Annotated in this window: 25 protein-coding genes and 1 pseudogene; 12 read left to right on the top strand and 14 right to left on the bottom strand. The window is 63.6% G+C overall.

The genetic code is table 11. The annotated features are described in order from the left end of the window. Nucleotides 1-44: 44 nt before the first annotated feature. Entirely contained in the window at nucleotides 45-1,532 is a 1,488-nt protein-coding gene (locus JQ553_RS23235) for a DHA2 family efflux MFS transporter permease subunit (RefSeq protein ID WP_212502332.1), read from the bottom strand. A 141-nt stretch (nucleotides 1,533-1,673) separates the two neighbouring features. On the opposite strand from JQ553_RS23235, the gene JQ553_RS23230 reads away from it, so the two are divergent. The 3 genes from JQ553_RS23230 (at nucleotide 1,674) to JQ553_RS23220 (ending at nucleotide 4,747) form a co-directional block, all read left to right on the top strand. Next, nucleotides 1,674-1,925, top strand: coding sequence for a hypothetical protein (locus JQ553_RS23230; RefSeq protein ID WP_212502331.1), 252 nt, complete (start codon nucleotides 1,674-1,676; stop codon nucleotides 1,923-1,925). Nucleotides 1,926-2,094: 169 nt separating this feature from the next. Continuing rightward, entirely contained in the window at nucleotides 2,095-3,585 is a 1,491-nt protein-coding gene (guaB, locus tag JQ553_RS23225) for an IMP dehydrogenase (protein WP_212502330.1), read from the top strand. Between the two features lie 139 nt (nucleotides 3,586-3,724). Continuing rightward, nucleotides 3,725-4,747: an NADP-dependent oxidoreductase gene (locus JQ553_RS23220; protein WP_212502329.1), complete on the top strand. Its 1,023-nt coding sequence runs from the start codon at nucleotides 3,725-3,727 to the stop codon at nucleotides 4,745-4,747. A gap of 13 nt (nucleotides 4,748-4,760) precedes the next feature. Here the strand turns inward: JQ553_RS23220 and JQ553_RS23215 are convergent, their stop codons facing one another. Continuing rightward, nucleotides 4,761-5,603, bottom strand: a complete 843-nt coding sequence (locus JQ553_RS23215; RefSeq protein WP_212502328.1) for a metallophosphoesterase — start codon at nucleotides 5,601-5,603, stop codon at nucleotides 4,761-4,763. Between the two features lie 271 nt (nucleotides 5,604-5,874). Here JQ553_RS23215 and JQ553_RS23210 point away from each other — a divergent pair, with 271 nt between their 5' ends. From JQ553_RS23210 to JQ553_RS23195, 4 genes are all read left to right on the top strand, one after another. Beyond that, the gene (locus tag JQ553_RS23210) at nucleotides 5,875-6,297 is read left to right on the top strand and encodes an MAPEG family protein (protein WP_212502327.1); all 423 of its coding nucleotides are present in this window, start codon (nucleotides 5,875-5,877) and stop codon (nucleotides 6,295-6,297) included. A 24-nt stretch (nucleotides 6,298-6,321) separates the two neighbouring features. Then, on the top strand, nucleotides 6,322-7,629 hold the full coding sequence (locus tag JQ553_RS23205; RefSeq protein ID WP_212502326.1) for an RsmB/NOP family class I SAM-dependent RNA methyltransferase: 1,308 nt from the start codon (nucleotides 6,322-6,324) through the stop codon (nucleotides 7,627-7,629). A 243-nt stretch (nucleotides 7,630-7,872) separates the two neighbouring features. Continuing rightward, entirely contained in the window at nucleotides 7,873-9,471 is a 1,599-nt protein-coding gene (gene guaA / locus JQ553_RS23200) for a glutamine-hydrolyzing GMP synthase (protein ID WP_212502325.1), read from the top strand. A gap of 180 nt (nucleotides 9,472-9,651) precedes the next feature. After that, nucleotides 9,652-10,947, top strand: coding sequence for a hypothetical protein (locus JQ553_RS23195; protein WP_212502324.1), 1,296 nt, complete (start codon nucleotides 9,652-9,654; stop codon nucleotides 10,945-10,947). A gap of 9 nt (nucleotides 10,948-10,956) precedes the next feature. Here the strand turns inward: JQ553_RS23195 and JQ553_RS34615 are convergent, their stop codons facing one another. The 4 genes and pseudogenes from JQ553_RS34615 to JQ553_RS23175 form a co-directional block, all read right to left on the bottom strand. Continuing rightward, a complete protein-coding gene (locus JQ553_RS34615) occupies nucleotides 10,957-11,355 on the bottom strand; it encodes a hypothetical protein (protein WP_249144518.1) in 399 nt (132 codons plus the stop codon). Between the two features lie 261 nt (nucleotides 11,356-11,616). Beyond that, a pseudogene (locus tag JQ553_RS23185) lies at nucleotides 11,617-11,843 on the bottom strand (AbrB/MazE/SpoVT family DNA-binding domain-containing protein). 257 nt (nucleotides 11,844-12,100) lie between these two features. After that, entirely contained in the window at nucleotides 12,101-13,018 is a 918-nt protein-coding gene (locus JQ553_RS23180; protein WP_212502323.1) for an NADP-dependent oxidoreductase, read from the bottom strand. Between the two features lie 10 nt (nucleotides 13,019-13,028). Further along, complete coding sequence (locus tag JQ553_RS23175; protein ID WP_212502322.1) at nucleotides 13,029-13,499, bottom strand: nuclear transport factor 2 family protein; 471 nt, start codon at nucleotides 13,497-13,499, stop codon at nucleotides 13,029-13,031. Nucleotides 13,500-13,630: 131 nt separating this feature from the next. Here JQ553_RS23175 and JQ553_RS23170 point away from each other — a divergent pair, with 131 nt between their 5' ends. Continuing rightward, a complete protein-coding gene (locus JQ553_RS23170) occupies nucleotides 13,631-14,047 on the top strand; it encodes an Rrf2 family transcriptional regulator (protein WP_212502321.1) in 417 nt (138 codons plus the stop codon). 66 nt (nucleotides 14,048-14,113) lie between these two features. On the opposite strand, the gene JQ553_RS23165 is transcribed toward JQ553_RS23170, so the two are convergent. Together JQ553_RS23165 and JQ553_RS23160 are read right to left on the bottom strand one after the other, a co-directional pair. Further along, nucleotides 14,114-14,419: a hypothetical protein gene (locus JQ553_RS23165; RefSeq protein WP_212502320.1), complete on the bottom strand. Its 306-nt coding sequence runs from the start codon at nucleotides 14,417-14,419 to the stop codon at nucleotides 14,114-14,116. Nucleotides 14,420-14,435: 16 nt separating this feature from the next. Beyond that, a complete protein-coding gene (locus JQ553_RS23160) occupies nucleotides 14,436-15,164 on the bottom strand; it encodes an SDR family oxidoreductase (RefSeq protein WP_212502319.1) in 729 nt (242 codons plus the stop codon). 192 nt (nucleotides 15,165-15,356) lie between these two features. Between JQ553_RS23160 and JQ553_RS23155 the strand changes: the two genes are divergently transcribed. Then, nucleotides 15,357-16,256 (top strand): AraC family transcriptional regulator, encoded by a 900-nt coding sequence (locus JQ553_RS23155; RefSeq protein ID WP_212502318.1) that lies wholly within the window; start codon nucleotides 15,357-15,359, stop codon nucleotides 16,254-16,256. 148 nt (nucleotides 16,257-16,404) lie between these two features. Here the strand turns inward: JQ553_RS23155 and JQ553_RS23150 are convergent, their stop codons facing one another. The 4 genes from JQ553_RS23150 to JQ553_RS23135 form a co-directional block, all read right to left on the bottom strand. Then, on the bottom strand, nucleotides 16,405-16,902 hold the full coding sequence (locus tag JQ553_RS23150; protein WP_212502317.1) for a peptide deformylase: 498 nt from the start codon (nucleotides 16,900-16,902) through the stop codon (nucleotides 16,405-16,407). Between the two features lie 32 nt (nucleotides 16,903-16,934). Further along, nucleotides 16,935-17,807, bottom strand: coding sequence for a bifunctional helix-turn-helix transcriptional regulator/GNAT family N-acetyltransferase (locus JQ553_RS23145; RefSeq protein WP_212502316.1), 873 nt, complete (start codon nucleotides 17,805-17,807; stop codon nucleotides 16,935-16,937). 99 nt (nucleotides 17,808-17,906) lie between these two features. After that, the gene (locus JQ553_RS23140; protein ID WP_212502315.1) at nucleotides 17,907-18,557 is read right to left on the bottom strand and encodes a PQQ-binding-like beta-propeller repeat protein; all 651 of its coding nucleotides are present in this window, start codon (nucleotides 18,555-18,557) and stop codon (nucleotides 17,907-17,909) included. 60 nt (nucleotides 18,558-18,617) lie between these two features. Further along, a complete protein-coding gene (locus JQ553_RS23135; protein WP_212502314.1) occupies nucleotides 18,618-19,838 on the bottom strand; it encodes a helix-turn-helix domain-containing protein in 1,221 nt (406 codons plus the stop codon). A 97-nt stretch (nucleotides 19,839-19,935) separates the two neighbouring features. Here JQ553_RS23135 and JQ553_RS23130 point away from each other — a divergent pair, with 97 nt between their 5' ends. After that, complete coding sequence (locus JQ553_RS23130; protein WP_212502313.1) at nucleotides 19,936-20,673, top strand: DUF899 domain-containing protein; 738 nt, start codon at nucleotides 19,936-19,938, stop codon at nucleotides 20,671-20,673. 44 nt (nucleotides 20,674-20,717) lie between these two features. Then, nucleotides 20,718-21,002, top strand: a complete 285-nt coding sequence (locus tag JQ553_RS23125; RefSeq protein WP_212502312.1) for a hypothetical protein — start codon at nucleotides 20,718-20,720, stop codon at nucleotides 21,000-21,002. 33 nt (nucleotides 21,003-21,035) lie between these two features. Here the strand turns inward: JQ553_RS23125 and JQ553_RS23120 are convergent, their stop codons facing one another. Further along, on the bottom strand, nucleotides 21,036-21,452 hold the full coding sequence (locus JQ553_RS23120) for a cupin domain-containing protein (RefSeq protein ID WP_212502311.1): 417 nt from the start codon (nucleotides 21,450-21,452) through the stop codon (nucleotides 21,036-21,038). Nucleotides 21,453-21,529: 77 nt separating this feature from the next. Further along, on the bottom strand, nucleotides 21,530-22,210 hold the full coding sequence (locus JQ553_RS23115) for a VOC family protein (protein ID WP_212502310.1): 681 nt from the start codon (nucleotides 22,208-22,210) through the stop codon (nucleotides 21,530-21,532). 166 nt (nucleotides 22,211-22,376) lie between these two features. Here JQ553_RS23115 and JQ553_RS23110 point away from each other — a divergent pair, with 166 nt between their 5' ends. Further along, nucleotides 22,377-22,928 (top strand): carboxymuconolactone decarboxylase family protein, encoded by a 552-nt coding sequence (locus JQ553_RS23110; RefSeq protein WP_212502309.1) that lies wholly within the window; start codon nucleotides 22,377-22,379, stop codon nucleotides 22,926-22,928. Nucleotides 22,929-23,083: the final 155 nt, after the last annotated feature.

The raw sequence follows: 23,083 nt of genomic DNA, 5'->3' as shown, positions 1-23,083 counted from the left end.
TATTGCCTTGATTTTCGCTTGAGGGAGATTTCGGAGCGGGAACCTCAGCCCAATCTCTGATCCCGCGCGTCCTGGGTGTCCTCGGTTGCGACCTTGAGGGCGGCGCTTGCGGCGCTTTTTGCGGCTTCCTTGCGGCTCGAAATCTCGATCGCCTTGCGGCCCGAGATCTCATGGCCGGCGTCCTGCGGCATTTGCCAAAAGAACCATGCCGAGGCCGCCGAGATAAGCGAGACCACGACGAAGGCCGGCGCGAACACGTCGGCCGACAGCTCGGTCTGGTGATGCAGCGCCAGGGTCGTTTCGACCGAGAACGCGCCGACCGCGACGCCGGCGGATACCGCAAGCTGCTGGTTGACGCTGACGAGCGTGGTGGCGCGGCTCATTTGCGCCGCCTCGACATCGGCATAGGCGACGGTGTTGATCGCTGTGAACTGGAGCGAGCGGAAGAAGCCGCCGACCACCAGGATGATCATGATGAGGAGCAGCGGCGTCGTTACCGTGAACAGCGCACAGGCGGCGAGGAAGAACGCGGAGACCACCGCGTTGACGGTCATCATGTTGCGGAAGCCGAAGGTGCGGATGATGCGCGCGGCCAGCGTCTTCATGCCCATGGCGCCGACCGCGGAGGCAAATGTCACGAGGCCGGACTGAAACGGCGTCAGGCCGAAGCCGACCTGCATCAGGAGCGGCAGCAGGAACGGCATTGCGCCGATGCCGAGGCGGAACATGAAGCCGCCGATGATCGCGGCCCGCAGGGTCGGCAGGCGCAGCAGCGCGAAATCCAATACCGGCGATCCGGTTCGCCGCGCGTGAATGACGTAGAGCGCCATCGAGACGGAGCCGATCCCGACCAGCGCCGCGATTACGGTCCACGGCAGCAGATTGAGGCCTGCGACCGACAGGCCGAAAGCGATGCCGGCAAGGCCGACGCCCGCGAGCACGAGGCCGTAGAGATCGAAGCGTTCGGGATCGACGCTCTTGATCGGATCGATGTATTTCAGCGCCATGAAGATGCCGAGCAGCCCGATCGGGATGTTGATCAGGAAGATCCAGTGCCAGGAGAAATAGGTGGTGATGAAGCCGCCGAGCGGCGGCCCGATCACAGGGCCGATCAGCGCGGGAATCGTCACCCACGCCATTGCGTTGACCAGCGCGCTCTTGTCGACGGACCGCAGCAGCACCAACCGCCCGACCGGCGTCATCATCGCGCCGCCCAGCCCCTGCACGATGCGGGCGAACACGAAATCGGTCACGGACGAGGACAGCGCGCAGCCGATCGAGCCCAGCATGAACACGCCGACGGCGCCTGCGAATACGATGCGCGGGCCGAAGCGGTCCGCGGTCCAACCGCTCGCCGGGATGAACACCGCGAGCGACAGGAGGTAGGAGGTGATCGCAAGTTTCAGCGTCAGCGGGCTCGTGCCGATGTCGGCGGCAATCGCCGGCAACGAGGTCGCTATCACCGTGGAGTCCATGTTCTCCATGAACAGGGCAGTGGCCACGATGAGTGGAATCAGGCGTTCTTTGTTCATTACTAAAGAAATCGGACGGGGCTGATAAAGGTGCCAGGCGGCTGTATCATCCCGCCGTCACACACGCTATTGCGGAACCGGCCAAACCACCTAAATCCAGCGTGACGCTGGTATGCATCCGCCAGCGCATTGAGGTGTGCCGTGATCTACGTCCTTGCCGCTCTGTTGCCGCCGATCGGGCTGCTCCTGAACGGACAGCCGTTTTCGGCGATCTTCAATCTGGTCCTGATCGTGTTTTGCGCGATTTTCGGGCTGTTTTTCCACGTGCTGCTGCTGGTGCCGTCGGCTCATGCCGTGATCGCGGTCCACATGAAGCGGGAGGACCGGCGCCACCGGGAGGTGGTCGAGGCGATCCGCCGCCATGGGCCGCCGCCGGGGTACCGGGCTCCGTAAAAAGCGCCAAGCATGGCTGGCAGACGCTTTGATTCGTCATCCCGCCATGCTATCGACCAGCGTCAACCCCACCGATGGGCACCGATTCTACGGTGACGCAGGCAGCGTCGCCGCAGGCGGCGTTCATCCGCAAGACGATTGCGGCGGACGCCGCCGAAAGGAGTTGGCAATGCCCACGGGACCTCAGGCTATCCGCGAGGCTTTCACGTTCGACGATGTGCTTCTAAAGCCCGGTCTGTCGGACGTTCTTCCCTCGGAGGTCGATATCCGCTCCCGCGTCACCCGCGCGATCCCGCTCAACATTCCGATCATCGCCTCCGCGATGGATACCGTCACCGAGGCGCGCATGGCAATCGCGATGGCCCAGGCTGGCGGCCTCGGCGTCATCCACCGCAATTTCGATCCCGAGGGCCAGGCTGCGCAGGTGCGGCAGGTGAAGAAGTTCGAATCCGGAATGGTGGTCAATCCGCTGACGATCGGCCCCGAGGCCACGCTTTCGGATGCGCTGACGCTGATGAAGGATCACGGCATCTCCGGCATTCCGGTCGTCACCGGCGGCGGCAAGACCACCCCCGGGAAGCTGGTCGGCATCCTGACCAACCGCGACGTGCGCTTCGCGAGCGATCCGCGGCAGAAGGTCTCCGAGCTCATGACGCACGAAAACCTCGTCACGGTGCGCGAAGGCGTCGGCCAGGATGAGGCGAAGCGGATGCTGCACAAGCACCGCATCGAAAAGCTCCTTGTCGTCGACGATCAATACCGCTGCGTCGGCCTGATCACCGTCAAGGACATTGAAAAGGCGGTCGCGCATCCGCTCGCCTGCAAGGACGCGCACGGCCGCCTGCGGGTTGCCGCCGCCACGACGGTGGGCGAGACCGGATACGAGCGTACCGAACGGCTGATCGATGCCGGTGTCGACGTCGTCGTGGTCGACACCGCGCACGGCCATTCCAGGCACGTGCTCAACGCCGTCAATCGGATCAAGCGTCTCTCCAACGCCGTGCAGGTCGTCGCCGGCAATATCGCAACTCGGGACGGCGCGCAGGCGCTGATCGATGCCGGCGCTGACTGCATCAAGGTCGGCATCGGGCCCGGCTCGATCTGCACCACCCGCATCGTCGCCGGTGTCGGCGTGCCGCAGCTCACCGCGATCATGGACGCGGTGGCGGCAGCAAAGAAGGCCGACGTGCCCGTGATCGCGGACGGCGGCATCAAATATTCCGGCGATCTCGCCAAGGCGCTCGCCGCCGGCGCCGACATCGCGATGGTCGGTTCGTTGCTCGCCGGCACCGACGAGACGCCCGGCGAGGTCTTCCTGTGGCAGGGCCGCTCCTACAAGGCCTATCGCGGCATGGGCTCGGTCGGCGCGATGGCGCGTGGCTCGGCCGACCGCTACTTCCAGCAGGACATCAAGGACACGCTGAAGCTCGTGCCCGAAGGCATCGAGGGCCAAGTGCCCTACAAGGGTCCAGTCGGCAACGTCATGCACCAGCTTGCCGGCGGTCTGCGCGCCGCGATGGGCTATGTCGGTGCGCGGAATATCGGCGAATTCCACGACAAGGCCGAGTTCGTCCGCATCACCGGGGCGGGCCTGCGCGAAAGCCACGTCCATGACGTGACGATCACGCGCGAAGCGCCGAATTATCCCGGCGGGATGTAAACTTTCTCCGCTGCGCCAATTCTCCGGGCCGTCATTGCAAGGAACAATGGCGACGAAGCAATCCATTCCTCTGCTTGCAGAGGCATGGATTGCTTCGCTACGCTCGCAACGACGAATAACAAATCTGGAGGAGTTCCTCATGTCCCAGGGCAAGCGCGTTGTTCTCGCCTCGCGTCCGCACGGCGAGCCGAAACCGTCCGACTTCCGTCTCGAGGAATATGCGGTGCCGGTGCCCGGCGACGGGCAGGTCCTGCTCCGCACCATCTGGCTCTCGCTCGACCCCTATATGCGCGGGCGGATGAGCGACGGCCCGTCCTACGCGCAGCCGGTGCCGGTCGACGGCGTGATGGAGGGCGGCACTGTCAGCGAGGTGATCGCCTCCAACAATCGCGCCTTTGCGACAGGCGACATCGTGTTGTCGCGCGCGGGCTGGCAGACGCATGCGCTGTCTGATGGCAAGGGCCTGACCAAGATCGATCCGACAATCGCGCCGATCTCGACCGCCGTCGGCGTGCTCGGCATGCCCGGCATGACCGCCTATACAGGGCTGCTCGACATCGGCAAGCCGCAGGCGGGCGAGACCGTGGTGGTCGCGGCCGCCTCCGGCGCCGTCGGCTCGGCGGTCGGACAGATCGCGAGGATCAAGGGCGCGCGGGCGGTCGGGATTGCCGGCGGCAAGGACAAATGCGCCTATGTCACGAACGAATTCGGCTTCGACGCGTGCCTCGACCATCGCGATCCCGATCTCGCCGCCAAGCTGAAGGAAGCCTGCCCGAAGGGCATCGACGTCTATTTCGAGAATGTCGGGGGCGCGGTGTTCGACGCGGTCTTTCCGCTCCTGAATGCATTCGCGCGCGTGCCGGTCTGCGGCCTTATCGCGCATTACAACGACACGGAGGCCGCCGCGCCGAAATGGGCCGGCGCGCTGATGCGCAACATCCTGACCAAGCGGCTGACCTTCCGCGGTTTCATCGTCAGCGACTTTGCCGCCCGCCATGGCGACTTCATCCGCGACATGTCGCAGTGGGTGCGCGAGGGCAAGGTCAAATACAAGGAGTTCGTGACCGAGGGGCTCGACAGCGCGCCTGACGCCTTCATGGGCCTGCTCAAGGGCGCCAATTTCGGCAAGCAGCTAGTGAGGGTCGGGCAGGATCGTCCTTAGGGAAGAGATCCGGTCAGTTCGCAGGCGCCTTGCCGAGCAGCATGTCCAGGTCGACATTGACCTGGCCCTTGGCCCTGACATGGCGCACTTCGAAGCTGTCGGGCTGGAAGCGGTATTCGACGAGGCCGGTTTCCTTGATGCCGATCAGTTCCTGCTTTTCGTCAGAGATGATGAAGCCGGCCGAGGGCGCCCAGATGTGTCTGACAAGCTCGAAGGTGTAGTCGCGACGCTGATGCACGTGGCCGCTGCCGACCAGGCGCAGGTCGACCTTGCCGAACATCTCGATCACGCGCCGGCGCGCCGGCTGTGGCACGAAGCGGATCGCGGTGGCCTCGCGCTCGGGATCGTAGGGCGCGTCGAGATAGAGCGGCTTGTGCAGGAACAGCGCCACCGGTTTGCCCAGCACGGTGTCGAGCTGCGCGGCGAGCCAGTCGAACTGCTCGGCCTCGCCGTGGAGGCCGGTGTTCATGATCAGCGAGTTCAGCCCGATGAAGCACCAGCCGGCGGCCTCGAAGCGCCAGCGGTCCTCGCCGAGCACGGTCGTGAACGCCTCGCAGCTTTGCTCGGTCGGCAATTGCGTCGGCTCCGGCCCGACCGCGGTCGGGTTGTCGCCGATGTCGTGGTTGCCGGGCAGGTAGACGCAATCGACCGGCAGCGCGTTGTGCAGCTCCTTGGCGAAGACGAGATCGTCGCGGCTGGTCGGGCCGTCGAACGAAACGTCGCCGGAATTGAGCACGAGATCGGGGCGCGTCGCGTCGATGTGCTCGCTCACACGGTGGAAATTGTCGATCAGGGGCTGGTAGCGGCGCGCGAGGTGGGTGTCGGAAATCTGCGTCAGACGAAATTGGGCGGCCATACGTCGTTCCTTTCGGGGCGATCATAGGGTGGCCGGGAGTCGGAACAATGACGATAGGTTGGGACGGTATCGCCAGAGGGACAGCCCTCTGCCTTCGCCAACGACGGCAACGCGCGCCCCGGAGACTGAAACCGCAACAACCGCGGGGCGTTGGTCCCGGTAGCTTCGATTGTGGTTCAAGCGGTTGCAGCGGCGACTTCGCCTTCATTGTCAGCGGCGGGCGCGGCGGCTAAGAGGGACGTTCGCGGCGCCGCGGCAGTGGGAGATTCCGATGTCCGTTCAAATGGTTTTGCTGCCGGTCTTCATCCAGATCGGGCTCACCTTCTGCCTCCTGATGGGGATGGCGGTTGCGCGCACCCGCGCGCTGTCGAGGGGGGAGACCGCGTTGAAGGACATCGCGCTGCGCGAGCCGAACTGGCCGCTCCACGCCACCCAGATCGGCAATTGCTTCGCCAACCAGTTCGAGGTCCCGATCCTGTTCTACGTCCTGATCGCGCTTGCGCTGCCGCTGCGCCGCGCCGATCTGTTCATCGTGCTGATGTCCTGGGTGTTCGTGGTGACGCGCTTTGCGCACGCCGGCATCTTCGTCACCTCCAACGACGTGCGGCCGCGCTCGCTCGCCTGGTTCGCCGGCGTGCTGGTGCTGTTTGCCATGTGGCTTTACTTCGCGCTCAAGCTCCTGCTCCTGATCTGACCCGCGTCCAACCGAAAGTTCCCAATGACTCCCGCTGCCCGGCTGTCCGCCGCTATCGAAGTAATCGACACGATCGACGCGCAACGCGTCCCCGCCGCGAAAGCGCTGAAGGAATGGGGCACCGCGCACCGTTATGCGGGCTCCGGCGACCGCGCCGCGATCTCTGGCCTGATCTGGGACGTGCTGCGCCGGCAATCTTCCAGCGCCTATCTGATGGACGACGACCGCGCGCGGGCGCGCCTGCTCGGGATGCTCAAGCTCGAGCGCGGCATGGATATCGCGACGATCGCAGCGATGTGCGACGGCAGCCGTTTCGCGCCGGAGCCGCTGACGGAAGCCGAGGCCGCTGCGCTGACCTCGCGCTCGCTTGCGGACGCGCCGGCCCATGTCGCCGGCGACTATCCGGAATGGCTCGATCCATATCTTGCAAAGGTGTTCGGCGAGGCGCGCGCCGCTGAGGCCGCCGCAATGGCGAGCCGTGCGCCGCTCGACCTGCGCGTCAACACGCTCAAGGGCAAGCGCGAGAAGGTGCTGCCGCGGCTGGCGCATCTCGGCGCCAGCGAAACGCCGTGGTCGCCGCTCGGATTGCGCATCGAGCTTTCCGCCGACGCGCGCAATCCCGGCATTCATGCCGAAGAGGATTTCATCAAGGGCGCGATCGAGGTGCAGGACGAGGGCTCCCAACTCGCCGCGCTGTTCTCGGCCGCCAAGCCCGGCGAGCAGGTGATCGACCTCTGCGCCGGCGCCGGCGGCAAGACGCTGGCGCTCGCGGCAATGATGGGCGGCAAGGGCAGGCTGATCGCGACCGACAGCGACAAGCGCCAGCTCGCGCCGATCCACGAGCGCCTGTCCCGCGCCGGTGTCCATAATTGCGAGGTGCGCACGCCGCGCGGCGAGGCCGATGTGCTCTCGGACATCAAGGCCTCGGCCGATCTCGTGCTGATCGATGCACCCTGCAGCGGCACCGGCACCTGGCGCCGCAATCCCGACGCCAAATGGCGCATGCGCCCCGGCGCGCTCGAGGTGCGGCTGAAGGACCAGGTCGAGGTGCTCGACCGCGCGGCGCCCATGGTGAAGCCGGGCGGCCGGATCGCCTACATCACCTGCTCGGTGCTGGCGGACGAAAACGGCGAGCAGGTGCGGGCCTTCATCGCGCGCCATCCGGAGTTCTCGGTCCAGCCGCCCGAGCAGACCGCAAGCGTGCTCCGGGACAAGGCCGAGGATTTTGCCAGGGCCGCGCTGCAATCGGCCGAAGGCTGGCTGATGACGCCGCGGCGGACCGGGACCGACGGGTTTTTCGTCAGCCTTCTCAAACGCCAGGCGTCATCCTGAGGTGCGCGCCGGGCGGTGCGTCAGCAGCGCTCGGCGGGCCTCGAAGGATGGAGATGGAGCCGGGCCGTGCACCCTTCGAGGGCCGCTCAAGAAGCGGCCACCTCAGGGTGACGGCGCAAACATGTGACGGCCTGGGACGGCCACGGCCGCTGCCCGTCAAAACACGTGGATTGACCGGGGCAAGCCGGCCTTGACGGCTCCCGGAGGGTTGCGGGGCCGGGCGTCGTCGCGTATCTGCTTGCCATGACAGCCGCACCGAAAACTCAGCAGTCGTCGACGCCTTCAGTGGCCTCGGCGCATGACAAGATTCTGATTGTCGATTTCGGCAGTCAGGTGACGCAACTGATCGCCCGTCGCGTGCGCGAGGAGGGCGTCTATTCCGAGATCGTCCCGTTCCAGAAGGCCGAGGCCGCCTTTCGGGAAATGAAGCCGAAGGCGGTGATCCTTTCCGGGGGGCCCGAATCCGTGCACGAGGCCGGCTCGCCGCGTGCGCCGCAGTCGATCTTCGAGTCCGGCGTTCCCGTGCTCGGCATCTGCTACGGCCAGATGACCATGGCGGCTCAGCTCGGCGGCGAGGTCGAGGGCGGCCATGCCAGAGAGTTCGGCCGCGCTGATGTCGAGGTGAAGACGCCGAGCGAATTGTTTGATGGAATCTGGTCGACGGGCGAGCGCCACCAGGTCTGGATGAGCCATGGCGACCGCATCACGAAAATGCCGCCGGGCTTCGCGGTGGCCGGGGTGTCGGCGAATGCGCCGTTTGCCGTGATCCAGGACGAGAGGCGCAAATACTACGGCTTGATGTTCCACCCCGAAGTGGTGCACACGCCCGATGGCGCGAAACTCCTGCGCAACTTCGTGCGCAAGGTCGCAGGCCTGACCGGCGACTGGACCATGCGCGCCTTCCGCGAGGAAGCGATCGAGAAGATCCGCGCGCGGGTCGGCCGGGGCAAGGTGATCTGCGGCCTGTCCGGCGGCGTCGATTCCGCCGTCGCCGCGGTGCTGATCCATGAGGCGATCGGCGACCAGCTCACCTGCGTGTTCGTCGATCACGGCCTGCTGCGGCTCGACGAGGCGAAAACCGTCGTCGATCTGTTCCGTCACCACTATAACATCCCGCTCGTGCATGTGGACGCGTCGAAGCAATTCCTCGGCGAGCTCGCAGGCGTCAGCGACCCCGAGCAGAAGCGCAAGACCATCGGCCGCCTGTTCATCGACGTGTTCGAGGCTGAAGCCAGGAAGATCGGCGGCGCGGAATTCCTGGCGCAGGGCACGCTCTATCCCGACGTGATCGAGAGCGTCTCCTTCACCGGCGGACCTTCCGTCACCATCAAGTCGCACCACAATGTCGGCGGGCTGCCCGATCGCATGAACATGAAGCTGGTCGAGCCCTTGCGCGAACTGTTCAAGGACGAGGTGCGCGTGCTCGGCCGCGAGCTCGGCCTGCCCGACATCTTCGTCGGCCGCCACCCGTTCCCGGGCCCCGGCCTCGCGATCCGCTGCCCCGGCGACATCACGAAAGAGAAGCTCGACATCCTCCGCAATGCCGATGCCGTCTACATCGACCAGATCCGCAAACACGGTCTCTACGACCAGATCTGGCAGGCTTTCGCCGTGCTGCTGCCGGTGAAGACTGTCGGCGTGATGGGCGATGGCCGCACTTACGAATATGTCGTGGGCCTCCGCGCCGTCACCTCGACCGACGGCATGACCGCGGACTTCTACCAGTTCGACATGAAGTTTCTGGGCGAGACCGCAACGCGCATCATCAACGAGGTGAAGGGTGTGAACCGGGTGGTGTACGATGTGACGTCAAAGCCGCCGGGGACGATTGAGTGGGAGTAGGGGGCGAGCTCTCGTGGGTCCAAGACATCTTTGGTCGAGGCCGTGCGATTTTGATCGGTACGGGTCCGACCTGAGAAGCAATCGCGGAGAATTGTGAAACGATTTTGCAACTCTAGGATATTTATGTAATCCTCCAAAGAGAAGGGATTTTGGGCGGCTAGTTCTGCCGGAGGGTAAGGGGTGACTTCAGAAATCTGCGTTATGAACCGACACTCGTTAGTGTTGGCGTCGGACAGTGCGGCAACTGTTTCGCGATGGGAAAACGGAAAAAAGGAGGAGCGCTACTTTAAGGGTTCCAACAAAATCTTCCAGCTTTCGAACACTGAGCCTGTAGGTATCATGGTCTATGATTCTGCGGACCTCCAACGAATTCCGTGGGAGATCATCGTCAAGACGTTTAGGTTGGAGTTGGGCTCGACATCATTTTCATCGCTTCGAGAATATGGGCGCCACTTTCTGAGCTTTATCGAAGCGCATCGCGGCTTATATCCCGCCACCTATCTAGACGAACTCCTGATCGAAAATGTCGATCAGATAATGATCCGCTTCTTGACGATGATTAATGAAGACATTCGCGTTAAGGCCGCTGGGGATGATCCGACCGCGATAACCGAAGCCAAGCGAACGACGCTCAACGATTTCTTGTCAATTACTAGCGCCTATCCGCTCACTCCACCTTTGACTGAAGAAAACGTTGCGGCGATTCGTGCGAAGCATCTCGCAAAGTTGGAGCAAGAGGCCGAAGCAGATCTGAGCTTGTTTTCCGAAGCGGCACCTCTAGACAAGACTGCCCTCGTTGATCTCGGGCTCAATGCGCTCTTCCGCAGGCCGGAGATCTTCTTGTCGCAAACTGGCATTGTCATTGCAGGTTATGGGACTGAGGATTATTTTCCGTCTTACGTCGAATTCTCTTGCCTGGGTTTCATTGGAGATCGGCTGTGTTCAACAGACAAAGATGATCACTCAATTACCCGCCGTGATTCCGGATTCTTCAAAGCCTTTGCGACTACCGCAATGGCGGATACTTTTACGATGGGATTCGGCCCTGACGTTTACAACTTGGTTCGCTCGCATCTCCGGGATGTGTTGAGCGACTTTGCTACCACGATCGGATCGCGTCCACCAAACCTCGAAGATCTGGTGACCGATGCTGTGAAGGTTCACAGCGACAGGTGGACCGCTGACGTATTCGAGAAACACGGGAGACCGCTGAGGCGCGTCATAGGGTCTCTTCCGACCGATGAGTTGGCCGAACTGGCTGAGACTTTGGTGATGTTAGAGTCGCTGAAGGAAAAGGTAACCAGCCCTAGCGAATCGGTCGGCGGACCAATAGATGTAGCGATAATTACCAAGCATGAGGGGTTTGTTTGGGCTAAGAGAAAGTTGTACTTTGATCCGAAGCTCAATTCGCGTTTCTTTTTGAGGCAACAGGCCGACCATCGACGAAGCATGGAGAATGCTGATGCCCCAGAGTAGTAGAAAAGACTATGATGAACTCTTGAAGCAAAGTGGCGCTTCCAATCGAAAGATGGAGGCTGCGAGAAAAGGTCGGATCGTTATTGCGCCGAAGCGAGACAATGGGAAACTTGAGTTTGAGCGGCTTCTCAATAAGGCGCAGCGAACCTGTGACGATGTGACGTCGAAGGAACTTCGAAAGAGAAATTGAGTGGAATGGCTCCCTTGATGGCGGCGGAATGCATCTGGCGAGTTGCGATGACAGTGCATTAAATCTGCGAGGCCCGTACGCTCTACGCACACCCGAAACAGGTTCGCGACCCGCAACCGTTGTTCCAACCTCATGCCATGCTGCATGTCCTCCGACCACAGCGTGTCGCGGCCGGCCTGAAGTGCTGATGCGGCGATCATCGCGTTGTAGAGCGACATGCCGTACCTCTCGACCAGCCGAAGTCCCGTTTCAGGGGTCTCGAAGGTGAGGGGGGTGAATTGTCAGCAGGCCGTGCAGCGTGTCCAGGAATGCGTGCGTCTCGTCCCCAAGACATCTGCATCTTCCGGCGCGCGACGTTGGCGAGCTCGTTGAGAACCTGCACGCTGATCGAACCGCCCTCGGCAATCGCCGCCTCCGCTCGAGCGGCTTTCGCGGCATCGCCGGATGCGAGATAGACGAGGATGTTGGTGTCGAAGAAACTAACGGGCATTCGCCTCGTCCCGGTCGAGCTTGAAATCGGCGGGGAGGCGGCCGCGGAAGGCGCGCAGGCGCTTCAACAACGCGTCCCGTCCGAGCTTGCGCGCCACGCCAAAATTCCTGCTGTCGGCGACGTGGATTTCGATCTCGTCACCCTCCTTCCGAGCGCTTCGACCACCACGGCGGGAAGGCGAACCGCCAGACTGTTTCCCCATTTGGCGACCTGCACGACCATCTCCTCATCGGACATGCATTGTATTCAATGTATATCCAGTGCCAATCGCGATCAAGAGAGTTGGCCGAGCGGTAACCTTTGTTGGCCACGGCGCACCGACTTATCAGCGCCATAGTGCAACTCACCGAGCGTAATGCCGCGAAATGCAAAGCTGTTCGGCCAGAGGGTTGAATTTCTCGCGTAAGACCTGCGGATGTTCTTCATGACTAGATGCAGATCGACGATTGAGTGGGAATGATGTCCACCTCCGGTTACATTTCCAGCACGATCTTTCCGGAGCCGTGCGCTCCGTTTGCCAGTAACCGTTGCGCTTCCGCAGCCTCCTCGAGAGGGAAAGCCGCCGCGATTGGAACGTGAAGCGCATGCTTCCCGCACAATCCCGCCAGCTCTTCGAGGACGCGGATATCCTGGCGAGCATAGACCATCGGAACATCCTCGCCGAAGGCTGCGATCGAGGCCACTCTTGCATCCGGCTTCATCGCTCCGGCGGCTGTGGAAAGGGCTCCCTTGCCGGCGCAATCGAGCGCGACGTCGAACCCATCCGGCATCAGCCTGAGAAGCTCGTCGGCGAGGTCTGGACCATAGGCGACCGGCGTGATCCCGAGCGAGGCGAGGAACGCATGCTTGCCCGGTGAAGCCGTGCCGAAGACAGTGGCCCCACGCAGCCTTGCAAGCTGTGCCGCGAGTACGCCAACGCCGCCGGATGCGCCGTGGACGAGTGCGGTATCGCCGGGGCCGATGTCGAGCGCAGTTGCCACGGCGCGGTGCGCGGTGAGGCCGGCAAGCGGCAAGGCGGCGGCCTGCGCCCATGAGAGGAAGGGTGGCTTTCTGACCAGCACGTCCACGGGGACCGCAATGAACTCGGCATAGCTGCCGTAGTGCAGGACTTCCTGGCGCACATAGGCCAGCACCTTGTCACCAGGGCTGAACTCGCCCACGCCGTCGCCGACAGCCTCGACGACTCCCGCCATGTCCCAGCCGGGTATGACTGGAAACCATGCGTCCATGATCGGTTCGCCGTGGCCCGCTTGCAGCGCGAGGTCGGCCGGGTTGAGCGCGGCGGCGCAGATCCGCACGAGCACGCTGTTCTGACCGACCTTGGGCATCGGCAGGGTCTGAAGTTCGAGCACCTCGGGCCCGCCATATTGGCGATACGTCATCGCTCTCATCGTGGCGTCCTCATGCCATCGGAAGGTCGAGATCGATCCGGTGCGCGGCGATGCGCCATTCGCCATCGACCCGGATCAGTTTCGATCGATAGTAGCCGGCCTCGATCGGCGTCACAGTGCCCTGCGCACCTGTCGCGCCGTCCGGCCAGCCCGCCGCAGGGCGAGCCGCGCCGAGCGTGTTGTAGACAATGAACTGCGCATCGATTTCGGCCGTGTCGCCATCGATCGTTACGATGTGGTCCATCGTTGTGTGGTGGCTGAAGCCGCGTTCGGGATGCGGACGCATCATGTTGGCGACAGCCCACCCAATCTGCTGGCGGCCCTCCAGTCGTCCGAGCAGTTGCGGGTCGCCGCTGTTGAACCAGTAAATCTCGACCGTACCGTTCTCTATGAACAGGCGTGCCATCGCTTCTCCGTCGCGCCGGTCGGTGGCACGGACATAGCGGGCGAGGACCTGGCTCGGGGCGAGAACATCTGACATTGAATCATCTCCTAAATGTATCTATATTGGATACATAATAATCGAAGCGGTGGCAATATGCAATCATCATTGATACATTTATGTGATGGAGACAGCCGATGATTGACGTCAGGTTCCCGACGACCCTGCAGATGATGCTCAGCCTTGCTTTGGCGCAGTCGGAAGGTGACATCCTGCTCAGCTCGACGCAGCTTGCGGAAGGCGCCGGTACGAACCCGACCCTGGTTCGCCGGCTGTTGCCGCTTCTGTCGAAGGCCGGCCTCATCTCGGTCACCAAGGGCCGCGAAGGTGGCGTCAGGCTGGCCCGGCCGGCGCGAGAGGTCACGCTTGATACGATTTACCGTGCAATTGTCGGCGACGAGCCGCTGTGGACGGCAAGAGAAAACGTTCCTCACCGCTGTCTGGTCAGCAACAACATCAGCAGCTTCTTCGGGCGACTAACCCGTGAGGCGGAAGAAGCCTTGCTACTGTCGCTCTCGCGACGAGATCTCGCCGAAAGCCTTGAGGAGTTGCGCCGGATCGAAACGTGCGCGCTCCCTGGTCGCTGATTGCATTCACTCTCCGAACGTATCCGACCACACTACGATACGGCGCAAAACCGCAGTTTGGAGCTCCTATACCGTTTCGATTGTGTGGTGGATCGGCGCGACCGTCCAATTGACCGTTCCATGATCGATCATCGCGTGAACCTTCGAGGACGCGGTTTCGCTCATGATGCGCGAGGCCGCGTGCTCTGCCTCATCAGCCGAACGCCAGAGCAGCATGTCGACGATCGTGCCGTCGCCACGTTCGGCTATGCGGCGCGATAGAAAGCCGGCCTGGCGCTTCAGCCACCGATCGATGTCGGCGTTGGCCTCGACAAAGTCGGCGCAGGAGAAGCCTTTCAGTCCAAACGTCGTGATTTCGATTGCTCCAGCCAATGAAGCCTCCATCGGTCTAGCTCTGCGCGGTGGGCCGGACGACGAGTTCGTTGACGTCAACGTGGTCTGGCTGCGCGATCGCGAACGCGATGGCCTCAGCGACCGCGCTCGGCGCTATAGAGGCGCGCGCCACCATTTCCTTTGCGAAAGCGCGTGCGTCAGGTGAGGCAATCCCGTCGAAGAGCTCGGTCCGAGTGAGGCCGGGGCTGACAAGCGTGACGCGGACGTCCTTGCTCTCCTGGCGCAATCCATCGGAGAGCGCGCGCACGGCGAATTTCGTGGCGCTGTAAACGGCGGCCGTCGGATCAGCTCGATAGGCCGAGACGGATGCGACATTGATAATGTGGCCGGACTTCTGCGCCAGCATGACCGGCAGTGTCACGGCGATCGTATGGAGCACGCCGCGAAGATTTACGTCGATCATTCGATTCCACTCATCCAGGCGGACTTCGGCCATGAATGAAAGTGGCATCACACCCGCATTGTTGACGAGCACATCGACCCTGCTGAACCGGTTGAGCGCCGCGGCGACGAATTCGTTGACGCTCGGAAGGTCGGTCACATCGAGGTGGTGGGCGAGGGCGCTGCCACCTGAACTTTCGATTTCGCGAGCAATGCTATCGATCCGATCGAGCCTCCGTGCGCCAAGGACGACTTGATGTCCAAGCTTGGCAAGGTGGCGAGCGGTAGCTTCGCCGATGCCGCTACTGGCTCCGGTAACGAGGGCGACTTTGGAAGTTGGCATTCAAGGCTCCGAACTGGGTTCGCCGCGAGCGGCACTTCGGAAGCCATCATGGGAGGGGGTGCATGCTGAGCGTTATCTGCATCCTCCGAGATTCATGCACGATCCTGCAAAACTAACGTTGAAGACGTGGATATCGGAGCAGGATCGGGTACTATTCGGGCCCCGCACCCTTGCAACTCCAGTACCGCGCCAATGCCTGAAAACCTCAACGCACATCGAGAGATGGCGGCGATCATTGCCCGCTTCGCGGTGCGCGACGAGACATGCGCGACCGCAATTCCGGGACTGTATTTCAACAGGCGATCCTCGCCCAGCCAGCCTATCCACACCGCTCAGTGGCCATGTTTTGCGATGGTTGCCCAGGGGGCCAAGAGCCTGCAACTCGCCAACGAGGCTTACGAGTACGGGGTTGGCGACTATCTGGTCGTCGCGTTGGACTTGCCCGTGGCGTCCCGCGTTACGCAGGCGAGCCCGGACCTGCCGCACCTTGGCCTCGGGATGGAGATCAACCCCGAGCGGCTAAGGGAGGTCATGGAACGCATCGGCTCTTCCGTGCCGAAGGGCGCGGCGGGTGAGATGCGCGGGGTGACCGTGAATCACGCGGACTCGGACCTGGTGGATGCGTCGGTGAGGTTGCTTCGGCTCCTGGACCGACCGGCGGACATAGCGGTCCTGGCGCCGCTGATCGAGCAGGAGATTTTGTATCGACTGTTGAGCGGACCCGCGGGGCCGCGCTTGATTCAGGTCGCAATGATGGAGACACCCGGCAACCGGATCGCCCAGGCGGTCGCCTGGCTCAAAAAAAACTATGCCAGGCCGCTTCGGATCGAGGACTTGGCGGAGCATGTCGGGATGAGCGTGTCATCGCTTCACCATCATTTCAAGGCAATGACGGCGATGACGCCCATGCAATACCAGAAGCAGCTTCGTTTGCACGAGGCCCGCCGGCTGATGCTGATGGAGCGTCTCGACGTGGGTTCCGCGGGATATAGCGTTGGCTATCAGAGCCCCTCGCAATTCAGTCGCGAGTACAGCCGCCTCTACGGCATTTCGCCGTTCCGCGACGTGTCGGCGGCGCGCGCGGCCGCGTGACGGCAAAGGTGGCAGCCGGAGGTGGTCACTCCGTCAACATGACCAATCCGGCTCCGGTGAACGCGGCCATCGAAGCCTTCCTCGCACGCCATCGCATTCACGCACGAGTCCGGTCGCGGAGTAGGGAAGCGTGTGCCGCCAAACTATCTCATCCCCGCGACATCTTCTCAAACCGCTTGATCAACCGCTCGCGCTTGAGGCGGGACAGTCGCTGAATCCAGAACACGCCGTTCAGCTGGTCGATCTCGTGCTGATGGCAAACGGCACGCAAGCCTTCGGACTCTTCGCTCTGCGGAGTACCGTCGACATCGTGATAGTTGATCCGGACACGCGCATGACGCTTGACCTCGTCGGTGACACCGGGCAGCGAGACGCTGCCTTCGCGATGCATGATCATCTCGGGTGAGGCCCAGATGATCTCCGGGTTGACATAGGTCCGCGCACCGTCGTTAGCGTCGAGGTCGAGTACCACCACGCGGAGCGAGACGCCGATGTGCGGCGCGGTGATCCCGATGCCCGGCGCGGCATGCATGGTGTCGAGCAGGTCTCGCGCGAGGTCGCGCAGTTCGTCGTCGAATGTCGTGACGGGCTGCGCCGGAAGGGTGAGGCGCGGATCGGGATAGCGGACGATCGGGCGAACGGTCATCAGGTTGTCTTATGCCGGTGAGCGCGCGCCGCTCACAGACGTTTTTCGAAGAACAGATCCGGATACGGGTCGTCGTTGAAGCGCGGGATTTCGGTCCAGCCGCTCCTGCGGTAGAGCTGGCCGGCTTCCGGCAGCGCGCTGTTGGTGTCGAGCCGCAATACCTTGACGCCAAGCTCGCGCGCGGCCGACTCGGCCGCCTCCATCAGGCGCCGGCCGAGGCGCAGTCCGCGAGCGTCAGGCGCGACCCAGAGTCGCTTGATCTCGGCCAAATCGCCGCCGCTGCCCTTCAGTCCGACGCAGCCGATCGGCAGGCCGTCCGACATCGCCACGATGAACGCGCCGCGCGGCCGCACCATGTCTCTCGCATCCGGGTCGCGCGACAGTGTGACGTCAAACCCCTGTTTGAAGCGGCGCGCCAGTTCGTCGTAATACGCGCCGAGGCAATAGCGCGCCTCTTTGCTGCGCGGGTCCATTTCACTCAACCCGATGCTGTCACGCCCGAGCGCAGAGGCGATCATGTCCATCGCCGCCAATAGTGCCTCGCGTTGCGCATGGCCGGCGAGGAAGCCTTCGGCCTGCCGGTTGGAGATCGCTTCATAGGTGCTGAACTCGCGGCGCCCGGTCCGCGTCAGCCTGACGACGCGGCGGCGCGCGTCGTCGCCATGCGCTGCCGTCTCGATCAGTCCTTCGTTTTCGAGACCTCGCAGGAGGCGGCTCATCAGGCCGGAATCGAGGCCGAGGTAGTCGCGAATTTCGCCCACGTCCGACCGCCCATGCCCGATCGCGTTCAACACGCGCGCTGCCCCAAGCGGCCGGCCGCGCCCGAGAAACGATGTGTCGAGCGCGCCGACCGCTGATGTCACGGCACGGTTGAAGCGGCGGACGCGGGAGACGGGATCAAGCATATATCTGACTTTAGTCAGATATCATTGTAGGGTCAATCGGCCGCTGACGAACCGGGCAGGCTTTTCACGTCCTTGCCCGGCCCGCGACGCCAACCAGCCTCACGTAGCCTTCGCCCCCCGCCTTGGGCGCCGGATGGCGCGCACCTTGCCGCTGCTTCCGCCGCCGCAGAAGAATTTTTCGCCGCCGTCGGATTCGAGTCCCGATACGCCGGTCCCGGGCGGCATCTCGATGCGCTCCAGCACCTTTCCGGTCTGGGGATCGACGCGGCGCACGTCACTCTCGTCGCCTTCCCAGGTGCCGTGCCAAAGCTCGCCGTCCGTCCAGGTGACGCCGGTAACGACGCGGTTGCTTTCGATGGTGCGCAGGATCGCGCCGCTCTCGGGATCGATCTGGTGGATCTTCCGGCCGCGATGCTGCCCGACCCACAGTGTTCCCTCGGCCCAGGCCAAACCCGAGTCGCCGCCGCCGCCGGGCGCCGGGATCGTCGCGAGCACGCGGCCGGTCGCCGGATCGAGCTTGTGGATGCGATCTTCCGCGATCTGGTACAGGTGCTTGCCGTCGAACGCCGTGCCCGCATGCGCGGCGACATCGATGGAGCGCAGCGTGTTTCCGCTTTCGGGATCGAAGGCGTTCAGCCGGTCTCCTGATGCAAACCAGACATGATGGCCGTCGAACGTCACGCCATGCACATGGTCGGCGTCTGGAAAGGGCCCGTACTCGCGGAGGATTTCGGCCGCTGATGTTTTCATGCCTGCACTCCTTTGATCCGGTCGGCTCGGAGAATGGTTCCGCTTCTCTGGCTTCATGACCTAACCGCCCGGCAGCGGGCCGGGGAGTAACAAGGTTGTCGTGAATCCCGCCGCCGGCGCTGTCATCCAGCGGCGAGCGCGCCCGCGGCCATAGGACTGCACCTTGCCCGCGACCGCAAGGGAATCGAGCGCGCGCTGCACCGTGCGCGGACTGGCGCCCAGCGCCAGTGCGAGCGCCGAACTCGACCATGATTCACCGTCGGCAAGAAATGCGATCACGGCCGCATGCTGATCCTCGACTGGCGGCGCCAGCACGACGAGTCTGGTTGCGCGGTGCGGCGTCAGCGCGAAACCCTGCGCCGTCGCGCTCACGCTCGCGAGCGGACGCAGCTTGGCGCGAAGCCGCCCGATCTCGACGCGCAGTCGGGCACGGTGCGATTCGTCGGCAAGCTTGGCGCGAAAGACGCGTCTGACCAGCGCATCTCGCGTCAGGTCCGCAGGCCACGCTTCGCCGAGCGCACGCGCCAGCGCGAACAGCACGGGACGCCTTGCAAGCGAGACCACGATGTCCTTGCACCGCACGACATGGCGGCATGCGTCCACGACGAGGGCGTCAGACTCCAGCACAGCTTCGACCTCCTCGAGCGGGAGCAATTTCTCGCCGCTATCCGCAATCAGGCGCGCCGCCGGCGTGTTTAGTGCCTCTGATGCCGCATCCACTTCCGCCATCAATGCGGGGATACGCGCCTCTTCCGCGGCACGGCGGGCGCGCGCAAGCGCGGTGCGCGCTGTCTTGGCGCGGATGCGCCGCATCGCGATCCCGGCAACGACCAATTCGTGCGCCGCCCGCGATGCGGGCGGGAGCGGTGCCGGATCGATCCCGCCGAGTGTCCGTTCGGCGTCGTCGAGCCGGCCGATCAGGAGCAGACGCCGGACTTCGAGATGCCGCGCATGCGCGGCGTTCAGCCAGTCGCCATGCCTTTCCAGTGTTGCCCGTGCGGCGCCGAGTGTCTTCGGGGGCCAGCCCAGATCGCGCGACACCAGCGCGATCTCGGCCTCGGCCACGACACACCTTGCGCGGGCCACGGCCTCTCTGGAACCAAAGGCGCGTGCCGCATTTTGCAGCAGAGTTTTTGCGCGGGCGAAATCGCCGAGTTGCGCCATCGCGATGCCGCGAAGCGCCAGAGCAGGGGGGTCGTCCCGCAGGCCAACCCGCTTCAAAACGCCAAGGAGATCGCCGGCGGCGAGGGCCCGCGCTGCAGCCGTGATCAGCGAGTCCATCGAAATCCCGTCACACTTGTCACTCCCACCCTTTCGATGTCTCGCGCTAGGTCTTTCTTACGACCGACAGCAGGGGCAAAGAGAAGGACAGCACGCCATGAACACGCCACCAATTGTATCGCCGCAGGAGTGGAAAGCCGCGCGCGAGCAGCTTCTCGTCAAGGAGAAGGCCCTGACCCGCGCCCGCGACGAACTGGCCGCCGAGCGGCGGCGGATGCCGTGGGTTGCGGTCGATAAGACTTATACGTTCGACGGGCCGAAGGGCAAAGCGAGCCTGCTCGATTTGTTCGAGGGCCGCCGCCAACTGATCGTCTATCGCGCCTTCTTCGAGCCCGGCGTGCATGGCTGGCCGGAGCACGCCTGCATCGGTTGTTCCATGGTCGCCGATCAGGTGGGGCACCTCGCTCACGTCAATGCGCGGGGCACGACGCTCGCCTTTGCCTCGCGCGCGCCGCAAGACGACATCGCGCGGCTGAAGACGCGGATGGGATGGGAGATACCCTGGTACACGATCACCGACAGCTTCGATGCAGACTTCGGCGTCGATCAATGGCACGGTCACAACGCCTTTATTCGCGACGGCGAGCGCGTCTTCCGCACTTATCTCATCAACGGTCGCGGCGACGAGGCGATGGGCACCGTTTGGAGTTACCTCGACATGACGGCGCTCGGGCGGCAGGAGGAGTGGGAGGACTCGCCGCAGGGCTACCCGCAGACTCGACCGTACAAGTGGTGGAACTGGCACGAGAGCTATGTCCCGGACGCCGCGCCCGACCCGAAATGGGTCGCGGTATCGGATGCCGGCGAGGCTGCCTTCCGCAAACGCACCGGCTAGTCCCGCGGGGCACGGCTCAGGCTGAACAAACGGAGCGCTCCAGCATGATCTCCAGCACGACAAGCGCGGTCGACCGTGATGTTGCGCGGCATCAGGAGCGCTCCAACGCAGGTGCAGATCGCCTGCTGTCGCTGGCGGCCGCACCGACCTTCGTGCTCATGGCGGTGCTGACGGGGATTCATGATGGCGGCGCGCCGTCCATGCTCTGCTCGTCCGCGCACGATGCATCGCCACTGACCGGGATGCTTGCGATGTACCTGCTGATGAGCGCATTCCATTTGCCACCATGGGTGAGACTGGTCCGCAACTGGCGTCATGTGGATCGCTGACCGCAAGCGAATGTGGACCGTACCGCTTCTGAATCACTTCGCAAGCGTCAGAAGCGGCTTGCCCTTTTCGACGACATAGGTCGCAAGCTCGCTTGCGGTGCCAGGGCCGATGTTCTTCGCGGCATGAACTGTTCCGGCCGGGATGAACAGCACATCGCCGGAATTGAGCGTCACCGGCGGCTTGCCTTCGACCTCATACTCGATCGCTCCCGCGAGCACGTAGATGATCTCCTCGCCCGGATGCGTGTGCCTGGGGAAGGCGACGCCCGGTGCGAGATCGACACGTACCTGGATCGCCTCGCGTCCGGGCGCGCTGAGGTCGTGCCGCTGCAGGTCGGTGCGAGTGACGCCCGCCTGCTGGGCCTCGGCCGCCGGCAGCGTCAGTATGGTGCCGCCTATCGCGGTCACGGCTGCCAGGGTTCGCAACGTCACCGCCGGTCGGCTGCTCATGTCGAACTCCTTCGAGTTGGGTCTTTTGCCGTGGCTTTCATCGATTTGCGGTTCGGTCATCACGCTGCGGACCCCGCTCACTCCGGCAGCTTCTCGCCGGCGTGCTCCTTGACGATGTAGTCCGCATACCAGTCCGGCCAGTTGTCGTCATACTTGCCGCCGTTGCGCTTCTCGTGCTCGCCATGCGCGGCCGCGGCGCGCCGCAGCGCGGCGGCAAGCGCATTCGACGAGGCGAACGTCGTTTCCTTGCTGTCCACGCGTCCGGGCAGGCGCGCGGTCAGCTCTTGCAGCAGCCAGCCATTGCCGTCGGGATCGCTGAACGAGGCGTAAGAGCTGTAGCTGGCACGGGTAGGATGCGGACCCTTGACGCGCAGTCGGCCGGACAAATAGGGCTCGTCGTTGCCGGCATGGCTGTCGCCGGAGTGGAACACCTCGCTGACCCCGGCGCCACGCGCGACCAGTTCCCTGTGAGCAGCTTCGATGTCGGAGACGATCAAATAGAGGCCCTGGGCCGAGCCGGGCTTTGCCGCCGTGACGTTCTTGCCGAAGATTACCGAGGCTGGCGAGCCCGGCGGTGTGAACTGGATCACGCGCCAGTCGTCTCCGGCGGCGAAGTCGGCGTCGAGCCGCCAGCCGAGACCTGCGTAGAAGGCTTTTGCACGATCGACATCGGAAACGGGAATAACGACGACCTCGAGCTTCAGGTCCACGGCTGCTTTCTTCTCCGTTGCCCAAGCTTTCTCTGCGACGTTGCTCATGTCTCTCTCCTTGACGCCTCTTCGCCGCACTGGAGTGTGCGGGCTGCCACGACGGGTGCCTGGCCTTGATCAGCATTGCGTGCGCCGGGGAGCGTGTCCAGCTTGCGGCCGCCTCCGAACGGAGGCAGGGTGCACCCATCAAATTTCTTGATGCGAGGTGAAATCGATGTCGCGCGTGTCCATCAAGACCAGGAACGACCTGCCACCCGAGCTGAAGCCGCTCTGGGACAAAATGACGACCTATGGCGCGTTCGAGCACCAGGCCGGCGTGATGGCGCAGCGGTTGCCGATCTTCAAGCACATGTGGTCGCTGCTGGTCGATCTCGCCGACGAGGCGGTACTGTCGAAGCGCTATCTCGAACTCGCGGTCGTGACGGTGTCGCTGTTGAACAAGTGCGACTATTGCGTCTCGCATCACGCGCCGAAGCTCGCGATCCAGGGCGTCTCGGAAGCGGGGGCGGAACGGCTGCTCGACTACAAGGATCACCCGGAACTCGACGCTGTCGACAGGCTGGTCGTCGAATACGCGATCGCTGTCACCAACAACTGGAACAAGACGCGCGACGAGATCTTCGATCGGCTCCGCGGGCATTTCTCCGAACCGCAGATCGTCGAGCTGACATGGCGCACCGCGCTGTGCGGCGCGTTCAACCGCTTCAACGATATCCTGCAGCTCGACATTGAAGAGGGCGTCCCCCACCGCGAAGCCGCCGAATGAGGTTCTTCACGTTGCGCGCGATCGTGAGCCCGGCCGCCGCGACGATCAGCGTCGGCGCGGTGCCTTGCTCGCAAAAAAGTGAGCAGGCGGTATAGTCGACTGTCGGTTCCCGCCCCTCCCGTTCGTCTTCAAGCCGGAGCGAATTGCACGGGAGA

It is taken from the genome of Bradyrhizobium lablabi (assembly GCF_018131005.1).
GTDB classification, from domain to species: domain Bacteria; phylum Pseudomonadota; class Alphaproteobacteria; order Rhizobiales; family Xanthobacteraceae; genus Bradyrhizobium; species Bradyrhizobium lablabi_D.
The sequence above is the reverse complement of the archived record's forward strand: the minus strand, read 5'-3'. Positions and strand labels throughout refer to the sequence as shown.